Raw genomic sequence first — 13,166 nt, 5'->3', positions numbered from 1 at the left:
ACTATCAGTTGAAAATAAATTTTATCAATTATATGCTATAAATCTATTATCTTAACCTAAAGATATCCAATATTTAAGGAAAGTCCTATAAAAATAAGCATATAAATATAGTAAACATTCAATTTTTATAAGGTGGTGAGTTCCATTGCAACAAAAAATGTTTTTGATAAAAAAATCTAGCGGCATCATCTATAATTTTCACTTCTCTAAAACAGGTGGTATATGCTACAAACTATATTCACTACATAACAATGAAAAGATAGAGCCTTTTGAGATCAGCATTACTGATGAAAAAATTTTAGAATTTTACGTAACTATTGATAAAGAAGATAATATTTATATTCTATGCCTAACCGAAGATGGAGACCTGAAATACTTTATCAATAAAGAGAATATATGGAACAGTAAGGTTTTCTCCCATTTTGATCTTCGTTCAAATATTGTAAAATCCCTTTTTATACACGTGGCAAATAAAAGACTTTTTATTATGTATGCCGCCAGCAACTTGATGAATGTAAATCTTTGGACTATCTACTTTAAATCGTGGGACGGCTCTAAATGGATGAATGCAAATATTGGGATGACGATATGCGATAGAGAGTTTCCTCCGTATTGTGCTTCGGTAGACTACCAGAATAATATTCATGTAGTATATAAGAACACCGGAAATCGGGGAACTCAGATATTCTACAGAAAATTTCACATGCAGTTTTCACTATGGAGTACACCGGAAAAAAACGTGAGTTCCCCTGAAACTATTGGCTTTTATTACTTATTCGCCGGTACTAACAACCAGTTACATCTGGTATGGACAACATCCACCGGAAATAAGTTCAAGTTATTATATAAAAAGCTTGCCACTAAGGCTTTTAACAACAAAAGTTTTGACAGGATCATAACATTAAATATGTCCAATCAATCCTACTTGCAGCCGGTAATATTCGAAATTGAAAAAAAGATATGGGTCATGTGGAAGAATGATGGAGAATTTCAGGCATGTGAGATAGAATCTTCAGGTTTGTCATGCAATAGCGTTTCCCCAGTACAATGTCCACAGCATTCTTCATCCATACTTGTGGAATTCCTTAATAACTACGATATGGAAAAGCACAGCTTTAGCGGACGTCTTCTATATGGTATTGCCGATGATTTTATAGATTTGATATTACCTGAAAGCTATGCATGTGACTTTTACCAAAATATCCCTCCTGAAATTCCGGACGATGAACCTGAGGAGTTTATATCTGGTATCCATATCGTTGAAAATAATACAAATGAATTATCTGTTGTCCCCAAACAATCTCAGCAGTTAGAAAATACATATTCAACGACAGAATCTCTGCCAGTTAAAATATCGGAAAAATTTGATGAAATGAAGGCGGATAATCAAAAAATCGCAAATGTTCTGGAAGAAGTAAAACAGCACTTGAAAGAGAGTGATATGTCTGCGTTACTGAAAGAAATCAGAACACAAAACGCGCTGCTAATGGAACTGATCACAAAAAAAATAGACGAAAGTACTTCTTTACAGACATCTGTAGATCAAAAAAACGATGGTGTATTGAAAAAAGTATTTAATATATTCAAGTAACACCTATTTGTTATACTATTAAGTTGAATTAAAGATTTGAGTCGGAACGACACAGGGGCCGTTCCCTACATAAAACACCGAATTCCATTCATACATGATTTGCAATTCGTAGGGAACGCCCCCCGTGGCGTTCCGTTGACTTGCAATATCCAATTATTTAATTCACCTTATATAATATAGCAGTAAAAATTGCCGGAACTTAAAATCCCGGCAATTTTTATTGAATGTCCGAACTGCTACTCCAAATGAATGAAATTAGCTATCGATGGGACTCCTTCATTCGACAGCAAGAATAACATATAATCCCCCTCCGGTGCAACATTGGCATTAGGAGGTGTCTCCACCGTAATGCTAGTTGAAGTACGGTCTGTAATGTCAAGTCCGATAAAGCGCTGTGACATGTTTACGGAATGTGTGACCGAACCCGGGCGGATCAATGCCGCAGACGTAATATCTTGTGCAGCAACTGCCGTATTATCTATTTCAACCGTTAATAAATCACCATAACCGGTTTCCTCATCATTCTGTATAATTACAGGTCTGGATCCTCTAAACAAGTATGGCGGACTGAACATTTCTACACGGTATTCCGGATATTGATAAGGTGTTTGATTATATACGCCGTCTTTCCCGGCGATCATTACACGGCCATCACTAAGCAGTATTGCTGTCGAATTATTTAGACGTGGCACGTTCATAGTGCACATAGTAGTCCATATTTTTGTTTCAGGATCATATATCTCAATGTTCATAACAGGCTCTATGCCGACACTACCTTCTTTTGCACTTCCCGATGCACTGCCGTTCACTACTAATACCGTCCCATCCGGCAGCAGAACACTATCCGGCATTACACGCGGATATTCCATGGGTGAGGTATATCTCCACTGCGGTGCCATCTCTCCAAGGTCAAGTACTTCTACCGTATTGGTGGCCGGGGTATCCTGGGTTATGTTTTCAGGATCTGCTCCTCCGCCGCCTGCAACAAGTATACGCGCCCGATACGGCGGAGTACTATCCGGTAATAACGGCAGTAACACAGAAGTTCCTTGATTCGGATACGAACGTGAAAATGGATACTGTGTTCTTAATTCTACATTACTCCAAGTATTGGTAGAGGGATCATAAAACCTTGTTGTGTTGCGTGAATGCACCAGCACTTCTCCATTTGGCAGTGAATAAACAAATGGATATAAATCAATCGTGTTAAATCCTTGTGGAAAATAGCTGGAAAATGGAGAGGGCAGTGCTTTCTCAGTTCCTAACCCCGTTGCCTCATCGTATATTTGCAATGTGTTATTCACAGGAGAATCCGGTGAGATATCCCCGCCTTCCCCTTTGGTTCCTGAAATAATAAACACCTTTTTTTCCGGCATACCTGCACAAGTAGGACTCCAGCGACCATTCTGCAATGGACCTTTATAAATCCATCTTTGTTCATCAGGGTTAAAAATATATAATGACTTCAAGTCTTTTCCATTTCCTCCAGCCGTTAAAAGTTTTCCATCACTCAGGAAAGTATGCCCACTATAGAATAAATGATGGCTGGTCTCTATCATTTCCATACTACCACTGTCATAATGATAAACTACAGAGAGGGGCACCCATGGAGCAAATTCCAAGAATGAAAACATCAGATTCCTATTGTCTGACAAAATCGCAGAATGTGCACCCACTACCGGCGACACATAAGAAGCTATGTTGGTCTCTCCGGCAATCTGCGGATCATACACGGGCGGTTCAGGAAGAATCGTAGGTTCAGACCATTCCCAAGGACTTTGATCCTGTCTGGAATAGTGAATATATTCTTCACCTTTTTTTGCGATTACTTCCAATTGGCCTATAGTACCATAATTACTTTGGATCAGAGATGCTTCACTAAAATCGCCTTCACCGAATATAGTTGGTCCGTACCAGTTATAGGGCAAGCTGTCATTATCCCTATACCAGTAACCTAATCCTCCGCTTTCCATAGGAACAACCAGTTCAAAATTCCCCTTAGTTCCGTAGTTACTCTGGATGAATCCGGGCTGTCCTGTTATGCCACTTGCAACTGTTCCAGTATTATACCATTCAAGTGTGCCGCTATCCCGGTAATAATGCACTAATTGATTTCCAATCGTCGCAATCACCTCAAGATTTCCGGGGTTTCCAAAATTACTCTGAATCAATGCAACTGCCTCTACATGTCCGCTTCCGAATAAATACGGTCCATACCAAGGGTGCCCGATTTCATCGTTATCTCTGTACCAGTGGGCTAGCCCGCCACCGGTTACAGGTACCACCACTTCAAAATTCCCTTGTTCCCCATAATTGCTTTGAATTAAAGCCGGAACACCCGAAATGTTCCCTCCGTCAGGAAGTACTGTAGTAAAATACCATTTCCACTGTTGGATATCGTTCCCATAGCAATGCTGAAGATTATTACCCTCCCACGATACAATCTCTAAATTTCCTGGATCTCCATAGTTGCTTTGTATCAATGATGCGCCGTTTACAGTTTTTGTGCTTCCAAACATCAAATTAGGACCATACCAATAAGGGCCATACCATGGAAAACCGGCCTCATCATTATCGCGGTAATAATGCTGTAATCCACCTCCCTTTCTGGGAACAACCACTTCAAAGTTTCCTTTAAATCCATAATTGCTCTGAATAAAAAAGCCGCTGTTTGTATCTGCCATTTTCTTTCACCTCATTTATTAATTAACTTATATGTCACAATGCTTTTTCTAATTCACATTGCTCATATCCTAAAAGACTCTTCAATCCATCACAAAACAAATATTCCATCATCATTTTTATTTATTTTTTTAAGTTCTTTTAGAATGTTACGCGTATCAAACAATGTGGAACAATTTTCAACAATCCATTCATAGTCATAGATGCTGTGATCCGTCAGTATTACCACACAGTCATAGCCATTTAATAATTCTTTGTCAAGCTCCCTTGAATAATACTTATTTGACTCGACTTCTACACTATCGATATATGGGTCATTATATAAAACTTCACATTTTTTCTTTAATAATAAATCCATAATTTTTAATGACGGTGATTCTCTTAAATCACCGATATCCTTTTTATAGGACATACCTAATAGTAAGACTTTAGATTTACTTATCGCTTTACCCTTCATATTTAGAATATCTGCTACTCTTTGGACAATAATATGGGGCATATTACTGTTAATATCATCTGATAATTGAACAAGTGTCATCATATAATCAAACTCATTGGCTTTCCATATTAAATATAATGGATCTACAGGGATGCAGTGACCTCCTACTCCCGGGCCGGGATAAAATCCCATAAACCCAAAAGGCTTTGTGGAAGCGGCATCTATCACTTCCCATACGTTTATTCCCATTCTATTGCATAAAATCGCAAACTGATTAGCCAGCGCAATATTAACATATCTAAAAGTATTTTCAAGTATTTTTGCCATTTCAGCAGTTTTAGGAGATGAAACCTTAATTAGTTGCTTGATGAATTGCCTGTAAAAAGAAAAAATATGTCCCAAGCATGCTTCAGTCATTCCACTCACGATTTTAGGCGTGTTGCCAACATCATACTTATGATTCCCGGGATCAACTCTCTCGGGAGAAAAACCTAAAAAGAAATCCTTGCCTACATGAAGTCCCTTACTCTCCAATAAAGGCAGTATATATTCTTCTACCGTACCTGGAAAAGTAGTACTTTCAAGTATGATAACCTGATTCTTTCTTAAATGTTCAGCAATCCCGTTGACTGCCATATCAACATAGTTTAAATCCGGCTGCTTATTATTTGTTATAGGGGTCGGGACACAAATAATAATAACATCAAACTCATATAAATGATTATAGTCCTCCTGTACAGCCAGTTTCTTTTGTTGTACCAATGTTTTTATTCTGCTATCGTCTATATATTCTATATATGACTTACCGGCTTTGATTTTTTCGGTTTTTTCTTTATCAAAATCAATTCCTGTTACATGAAACCCGCATTCTGCAATTCTTATGATTAAGGGCAATCCCACATATCCTATACCGATAACTCCGACTTTTGCAGTTTTATTAATAATAAGTTCATTTATTTCCATGATAAACCTCCAGTTGCGCTTATTATTTCAGACATAATACATTATATGTCTACCAACATATTAGCGTTACTGTTAATTTTCAGTTATAGAGGACTAATTTCAGTGTAATTTAAACCACTCAACCGTTCGCCTCAAGCCTTCTTCAATACTTACTACATCACCATATCCCAGGAGTTCTTTTGCTTTTGAAAGATCTGCCAATGAGTGCGATACATCTCCTTTTCTAGGCATAGTATAATCGGGCGTACATTCATACCCGGTCATATCGCATAAAAAACTGATAAGATCGTTTAGCGTAGTTCTACAGCCGCCGCCTATATTTATTGTTTCTCCATGCCCCACCCCTTCTGACAGGCACGCAAGTAAATTAGCTTTAACAACATTATCCACATAGGTAAAATCCCTCGACTGGTTTCCATCTCCATAAATAACCGGATTCATCTTATGAAGCATCCTATTAATAAATATCGGGATAACCGCAGAATATTCAGAGTCAGGACTTTGTCTAGGCCCAAATACATTAAAATACCTGAGACATACTGTTTTCACACCATAGATTTGATAAAAAATCCTGCAATACATTTCACCCGTAAGTTTTTGCAGCGCATAAGGTGAAAGAGGGTCCGGCCGCATGTTTTCGGCTTTAGGAAGAACCTCCGTATTGCCATATACTGAAGAAGATGATGCAAATACTACTTTTTTCACCTGCTCTTGTTTCGCCGCTTCCAGTATATTTAAAGTACCCTGAATATTTGTTACATTTGATAATACTATGTCATCTATAGATCTTTTGACTGATGGAAGCGCTGCTTGGTGTATGACATAATCCACATTTTTCATAGCTTCCCTGCAGGTATTTAAGTCTGTTATATCACCCTGAATAAACTTCACCTTACCAATGCTGCCTTTTAAGTTTTCCAGCGTTCCTGTTGAAAGATTATCAAGTACTACAACCTTCTGTTTTTGCCTTACCAATTCATCTACGATATTTGAACCTATAAATCCTGCTCCACCTGTTACCAAATAGGTATACATATGATTCCCTTCCTTTTACTTTTTTATTGAATAACCTCCATCTATAATCAAATTACTTCCCGTGGTCCACTTGCCTGCTTTGGACAGCAAAAATGCTGCGGCATTAGCCACATCTTCCGGCTCACCCATATCCAGCGGGTGTTCCGATATGATATCTTGAATCTGTTTCTCTGATAAAAATTTCGAATAGTTCTCAAACAGTTCTGTTTTGACCCATGCCGGTGATATGCTGTTAACTCGTATTTTCCTGTCGGCCAGTTCAAGCGCCAATGTCTTTATAGCGCTATTAAGAGCACTTTTGCTGGCACTGTAAGCCGACAATCCCGGTTTATTTATCATACTCATTACTGAAGAAATTGCAATAATACTGGCTCCATCTTTTTCATAGTTTCCTTTTTTTGAGAATCCTTTTGCCATCTCAATAAAAGAAAGACAATGAATGTTAAACATATTTAAATAATCAGCAATAGACGTATTTCTGAAACTTCTGGTAATCTGTACTCCGGCGCAGTGAACCAAACCATAAAGAGGACCATATTGCCTTGCGATGTTACAAATGGAAGTTTGAATGGTATTGATATCGGATAAATCCAGTGGGTAAATGATATGCCCTTCTCCTTCCAACATCTCTTGTGTTCGCTTTAGTTTATCTTCACTGCGTGCAATCATTATGACCCGAGCTCCTAGGCAGCTAAAAAGAATACATGATGCCCTGCCTATTCCGGACGAGGCACCTGTAACGATAATTGTTTTGTTTGATAAGTCCATTAGATTTACATCCATTTCGATATCCCTCCGACTTATGAAAGCATAAAACCAATCATCAAGGAATGACGAAATAATAATTTCCCATTTTTCAAGCGGCTATTTTTCGATATTGCTTCGTTGTCGTCCGCTTAAATATATAGATATTCGCACCTTCTCCGCCTTGCACTATCAAAAAATCCCTCGCTTGAAAATCGGGTATTATTATTCCGTCATTCCTAAGCATGATATGAAACTACAGTACCGCCCCATGAATAACCTACTCCAAAGCCTATCAGCATAATTTTATATCCGGGCTTTATAAGGCCTTTGTTCAAAGCATTTCTTATGGCAATAGGAATGGTTGCCGATACGGTATTCCCACCATCTTCCATGTCCATATAAAATCTATCAGAGGGCAGCTTCATTTTTTTTCTGAGATATTCCAGCATATATTTATTGGCTTGGTGGAAAATAAATAGCTCTATCTCTTCTACTCCCATATTGTGCTTTAATAAAGTGTCTTGTACCAGATTAGGTACCGTTCTTACTGCAAAGTCAAAGATTTCCGGACCGTTCATGTATAAGTGGTTCATACTTCTTGTATTGTTGTTCTGATCTGTAGTTAATAGAGCAGTGTCATCATCCCTGGGCATTCTTGTTCCTCCTGCCGGAATAATGAGATTGTTCGCTCCTGAACCATCGGTTCCCAAGACAAATTCTCCTATAGAAAAGTATTCTGACATACATTGACTGCTAATCATTACTGCAGCAGCACCATCTCCAAAAATACTCCTGGTACTCTTATCCATATCACATATATGCTTTGTATAAGTCTCTGCCATAATGAGTAATACATTGCTGCATATCCCTGCCATAATCAATCCCTTGGCTATGCTTAACCCATATATATACCCCGAACATCCTAAATTAAAGTCGAAGGCACCGGCATACTTCGGAATACCTAAACGGTGCTGCAGTATGCAAGCGGTAGTCGGTAAAATATAATCGGGGCTTTGGGTACACAATATAACAAAGTCTATATCACCGGCATCTATATTATATTTTTCAAATAATTTTAGCGCTGCCTTTTCAGCTAAATCGGATGCACATTCATCTTTTGAAGCAATATGCCTCTTTTGAATTCCAATCTTCTTATAAATTTTTTTTGCATCCCAATCTTTATAGACAAGCGCCAATTGCTCATTATCCAAAGTGTCTTGAGGCAAATAATATTCTATTCCCGTAATATATACTTGCGGCATATCACTACTCATCCCCTAATGCAATACCTATTAAATCTTTTACTGTACTACAGCTGGCAATATCGGATACCTTAATAGGTTTTCCAAAAAATTCATCCAAACCTACAGCAAAAGAAAGTGCGGCTACCGAATCCCATTCATCGATATCATCCAATGATTGTTCTGCTTGAATAGAACCGGCTTCCACCTCCAATATCTCTTCCAAAAACTCAATAACCTGTTGTTGTGTCATATTCTAAAGGCCTCCTTTTTATAAATCACAAATAGTAGTTTTATTTATTCAGTAAAAGTACTGCTCTTCCTAAACATATCAATCATTTTTTTATAAACCGGTTGCTGCGCAAAATATTCTTGCTTCAATAATCCTACAACAGCAACATTTTTATATTCTCCTTCATGGTAAACATGTTCCCTTAAGATTCCTTCTAGTTGGAAACCAAACCGCTTATGCATGGATATTACCTTTTTATTAAATGTAAAGACGTGTCCGTAAAGTCTATGAAGATTCAGATATTCAAAAGCATATTTAATCAAAAGATATTCGGCTTCCACTGCATATCCGGCATTTCGGCCTTCTTTGCTCCCCATAAAGAATCCCCATTCAGCAGTACGGTGTAGATTATCGATATTATTGAGCCAAACTAACCCCACAGGCTTCATATCTTTTTTTTCTATCACCATCATATATAACTTGCTTTTATCGCGAAGTAAGTTTTCATACCAACTTTGCTGCTGTTCGGGAGTAATAAAATAATGTGAAAATAAATACCTGTAAACATCCGGACTATTTCTCCAATTTCTTATCACATCAATATATTCTTTTGACAACGGTGTCAAATCAACCAATATTCCCTGCATCATTGGCATTCCTCCCAAAGTATCTTCCGGCATATTAGGAATTTTTTTTAATACACATGTTGCATATTTGGATAGCTCGCCGTGCTGCATAATCCAAAGAATAGTGTTGTATCACATCATTATAAGCATTCGCCGCAATCTTCTCACGAAATCCTTGGTCATAGTAGACCTTCTTAATGGCTTCCACCCAATCTGATACCGTATCATCCACTAAAACTCCATTTTCATTGCTTCGGACAGCATATTGATACGATTCGGTTTTGCTTGACATGATGGCTGTTTTGGCAGCACCTGCAAGCACATATTTTATCTCCGACTTACAATCTAAAAATTCTTTTACACTTTTCTTGCTTCTTTCTTCTACAACGCGAATACTCTTTTCTATGAGTGACATAGGATTGATTAATAACTGGCACCCTTTCAAATAAGATACAAACTTCTCAAAAGGAATAATCGGATACCTGATGATCTTTTCACCCTTATCAATATATCTTGCTCCTCCTCCAATGCAAATAAATCGCACATCCAGTTCTTTTAATGTATTTGCAATAATGGAAGGCACAATGTCCAACCCTAGACCTCCCGTACTTGCCCACAAAATGTTAAAACCATAAAAATCAGTTTTCTGGACAGATTCTATCTCTTCCATATCAGCAAATGTCCTCATAACATATACATTTTTGTTGTATTCAAAAAGAATCTGTTTCATCTTATTAGTAGAGCAAATAACAGCATTGCAATGTGCCGACATTCTTTTTGGCAGCTCTTCTTGGTCCTCTAAAACAGCATCATCAATAAGATAGATAAATACCCGGATATTTTTAAACTTATCGATCAAGCCAAACATCTTTTTTTCTTCCTCTTTTGAAATGATGACGGCATTCGCTCCTATCCGTTGAAAAATGATCACATCATGTTCAATGATGTGGTTTTCCTCTAACTGCGTATAATGAATAATCATGTTATCGGAATATTTCTTTAATCCTTTCGCCAGTTCGAAGCATGCTTTTTTAGTACACGCACAATTTTTATCAGAATATACAAATAATATCTTCATAGTGCCTTCCTTCTCTAAAATAGTAATAACATCAACAACTACTAAGATTGAGTGATAAACGGAGGAATATGTTTTTTAAGTGCCTCTAGAAAAACATCTACGCATTTTTGGTAGCTATATTGGCTTTCTACGGCATTCCTGGCATTTAACGAAAACTTTCTTCGTAACTCCGGTTTTAAAATCAGGTCTTCAATTTTTGCATACCATTCATCCTCATCTTTTGCTAAATATCCGTTCACTCCATCTATAATTAACTCCTGATGCACACCAAAATCAGAAGCAACAACAGGAATTCCCATCATCATGGTCCTTTTTAGCCCATAAGCACTTTTGCCATATCTATCCGGAATATCTATATATGGCGCAATACATATATCACATTTTGATATTTCAGGTACGATTTCTTTTAAATAGTTTTCTAGCGGCTGAAATGGAATAAACTTTGCAAAGGGCATCTCTTTTCTTACCTCTATGCTTTTATCAGGCCAGCCATAGTGTCTGCCTTGATGCCAGCCGTATAACCGGATTTCAACATTATAATTCTCATAAATCCGGATTAAAGTATCTTTCACCATCAACAAATCCTGTACATATGCGTCAGCTAAGTTCTGCTGCCAAAATATCTTAAGAGGATGATTATTTCTTTCCTCAAAAGATACATAAGGATAGTTCTGGAAATCCGAAATGGAATAGATGACTTCTCCCGGTATCTTAGTATAATCTTTCAATAACTGAGCATGCTTTTGGTTGCCGACTAAAATCAAGTCAGCTATATCCAATGCTTTCAAATGGGGCACCTGGTTCATGCCTAAAAAATCATCATCAATATAAATCAAATAAACTTTTCCTTTTAGATGCTCCACATCTTCATATTTGTGTCCCGGATAAAATGTCTTTTGGAAAAATATTACATCACAATCCGCATTGATTAATATATTTTTCTTTTTATTTGCATCCTGTACGATTTCTACATTATAGCCTTGGTCTTGCAGCGCTTTTGCCAATTGTTTTCCGGCGATGGTAGTAGGCGCCATTTCCACATCCGATAAAAAAAACTTAATGTTCAATTTTATCACCGCCTTAGGTATTCATAAGAGTATTGATTTGTTCATAGTATTTTCCACACATTTCTTCCTGCAAAAACAGTTGTGCACGTTCTTTTACCTTTACCTTATAATGATCATACTCTTGCAGGGTCTTTTCAATTTTACCGGTAAGATCTTTCACATTCACCTCAGGAAATGTTTCAAAAGATTGTACACATTGGGCTGTTAATCCTGCATCTCCCAATACTTCTGAAGTCCCGCCAAGATCTAAGCCCACAACCGGTTTTCCTACGTGCAAAGCTTCTATGATTAAATTAGAGCATGCTTCATTAGGACGGATATGAAGGATTATATCTGCTGTCCTGATATATTCAGGCATATTCTCATGTTTAACAGGATTTCTCAACTCATAGCGTGTCACATTAGGCAACGCCGCTTCATGTATGAACTTCTCGGTTTTAGGATAAGCGGCGCCTAAAATCCAAAACTCAATGTCTTTCCGTTCCCTAAGCGATGAAGCCACAGCCAATATATTTTTTATACTATAATCCGCCATTAAGGGAGTGCCCCAATAAGCAATAGATAGTACTATTTTTTTATTATCCGGTCTTGACAATATACTTCCTTCCTGTTTAAATATATTCGGATCTGCCCCGTTATATATAATCACTCCCGGAATGTCTTTTCCGTCAAATAAGAAAGATGTGATCTTCTTGGAAAAATCACTTTGATATATCACTAAGTCAGCAATTTCTATAGAATCTCTGATCTCTTGGTTAAACTTTTTTATATAATTCTGATCATCATAAAGATATTTAAAGAAAATGCCGTCCATCCTGTGAATGATTTTAGCCCCTCTTTCCTTATGTTCTTTCAACTTAGATAATGACGAAAGATTCGCAAGTGTAATAAATACATCGACGGGGTCACTGATTGAATAGGACACGGCGTCACCCTTAGCAATACAATAATCGCTGAATATTTTAACCCATGTTCGCACTCCTCCCGGACCCTCCGGTGATATAGGAAAACCTATTCTCATATTGACATCACTCCTAAAAATGTTGTTTTACCGCATCGATCACTTTTTCGGTCTCAGCTTCTTGCATGTCAGGATATACAGGAAGCGTTAGAATCCTTTTCCATATCTCACTCGCAATAGGTACATTCGCCCTAACACTTCTATAGCATGGATGCATATGGATAGGCATGTAATGTACTCCCGGTGAGATATCCTGCTCTTTTAGATGATTAATCAAGCTATCTCGCATTTCTTGGGTTGGCAATTTTACCTGGTACAAATGCCAACTGCTCTCTGCATATAACTTTTCATTGGGAATCTCCAACCACTCCACAGCCTTAAATGATTCGGTGTATTTTTGGGCGATTTTTTTCCTTTTCTCATTTAGTTGATCCAATTTTTTCAACTGTGCAAGTCCTATTGCTGCATTAATATCGCTCATATGGTACTTATATCTTATTACAT

12 protein-coding genes are annotated in these 13,166 nt (G+C 37.5%); 1 reads left to right on the top strand and 11 read right to left on the bottom strand.

Annotated features, from left to right (window positions below):
* Positions 1 to 145: 145 nt before the first annotated feature.
* Positions 146 to 1,591: a hypothetical protein gene (locus tag QKW49_RS21490; RefSeq protein ID WP_282864690.1), complete on the top strand. Its 1,446-nt coding sequence runs from the start codon at positions 146 to 148 to the stop codon at positions 1,589 to 1,591.
* 236 nt (positions 1,592 to 1,827) lie between these two features.
* Here the strand turns inward: QKW49_RS21490 and QKW49_RS21485 are convergent, their stop codons facing one another.
* The 11 genes from QKW49_RS21485 to QKW49_RS21435 form a co-directional block, all read right to left on the bottom strand.
* Positions 1,828 to 4,275: a galactose oxidase-like domain-containing protein gene (locus tag QKW49_RS21485; protein ID WP_282864689.1), complete on the bottom strand. Its 2,448-nt coding sequence runs from the start codon at positions 4,273 to 4,275 to the stop codon at positions 1,828 to 1,830.
* Between the two features lie 89 nt (positions 4,276 to 4,364).
* Positions 4,365 to 5,675, bottom strand: coding sequence for a nucleotide sugar dehydrogenase (locus tag QKW49_RS21480; RefSeq protein ID WP_282864688.1), 1,311 nt, complete (start codon positions 5,673 to 5,675; stop codon positions 4,365 to 4,367).
* Between the two features lie 99 nt (positions 5,676 to 5,774).
* Positions 5,775 to 6,710 carry an SDR family oxidoreductase gene (locus QKW49_RS21475; protein WP_282864687.1) on the bottom strand — a complete coding sequence of 312 codons (936 nt, stop codon included), beginning with the start codon at positions 6,708 to 6,710 and terminating at the stop codon, positions 5,775 to 5,777.
* Positions 6,711 to 6,725: 15 nt separating this feature from the next.
* Positions 6,726 to 7,493 (bottom strand): SDR family oxidoreductase, encoded by a 768-nt coding sequence (locus QKW49_RS21470; protein WP_282864686.1) that lies wholly within the window; start codon positions 7,491 to 7,493, stop codon positions 6,726 to 6,728.
* Positions 7,494 to 7,693: 200 nt separating this feature from the next.
* On the bottom strand, positions 7,694 to 8,719 hold the full coding sequence (locus QKW49_RS21465) for a ketoacyl-ACP synthase III (protein WP_282864685.1): 1,026 nt from the start codon (positions 8,717 to 8,719) through the stop codon (positions 7,694 to 7,696).
* 4 nt (positions 8,720 to 8,723) lie between these two features.
* Positions 8,724 to 8,951, bottom strand: coding sequence for an acyl carrier protein (locus QKW49_RS21460; protein WP_282864684.1), 228 nt, complete (start codon positions 8,949 to 8,951; stop codon positions 8,724 to 8,726).
* A 44-nt stretch (positions 8,952 to 8,995) separates the two neighbouring features.
* On the bottom strand, positions 8,996 to 9,580 hold the full coding sequence (gene pseH, locus QKW49_RS21455; RefSeq protein WP_282864683.1) for a UDP-4-amino-4,6-dideoxy-N-acetyl-beta-L-altrosamine N-acetyltransferase: 585 nt from the start codon (positions 9,578 to 9,580) through the stop codon (positions 8,996 to 8,998).
* Between the two features lie 31 nt (positions 9,581 to 9,611).
* The gene (locus tag QKW49_RS21450; RefSeq protein ID WP_282864682.1) at positions 9,612 to 10,634 is read right to left on the bottom strand and encodes a glycosyltransferase; all 1,023 of its coding nucleotides are present in this window, start codon (positions 10,632 to 10,634) and stop codon (positions 9,612 to 9,614) included.
* Positions 10,635 to 10,675: 41 nt separating this feature from the next.
* Entirely contained in the window at positions 10,676 to 11,701 is a 1,026-nt protein-coding gene (locus QKW49_RS21445) for a glycosyltransferase (RefSeq protein ID WP_282864681.1), read from the bottom strand.
* Positions 11,702 to 11,714: 13 nt separating this feature from the next.
* Complete coding sequence (locus tag QKW49_RS21440; protein WP_282864680.1) at positions 11,715 to 12,722, bottom strand: glycosyltransferase family 4 protein; 1,008 nt, start codon at positions 12,720 to 12,722, stop codon at positions 11,715 to 11,717.
* Between the two features lie 13 nt (positions 12,723 to 12,735).
* The gene (locus QKW49_RS21435; protein ID WP_282868207.1) at positions 12,736 to 13,161 is read right to left on the bottom strand and encodes a DegT/DnrJ/EryC1/StrS family aminotransferase; all 426 of its coding nucleotides are present in this window, start codon (positions 13,159 to 13,161) and stop codon (positions 12,736 to 12,738) included.
* Positions 13,162 to 13,166 lie beyond the last annotated feature (5 nt).

The organism is Petroclostridium sp. X23, assembly GCF_030013905.1.
GTDB lineage: Bacteria > Bacillota > Clostridia > SK-Y3 > SK-Y3 > X23.
The sequence above is the reverse complement of the archived record's forward strand: the minus strand, read 5'-3'. Positions and strand labels throughout refer to the sequence as shown.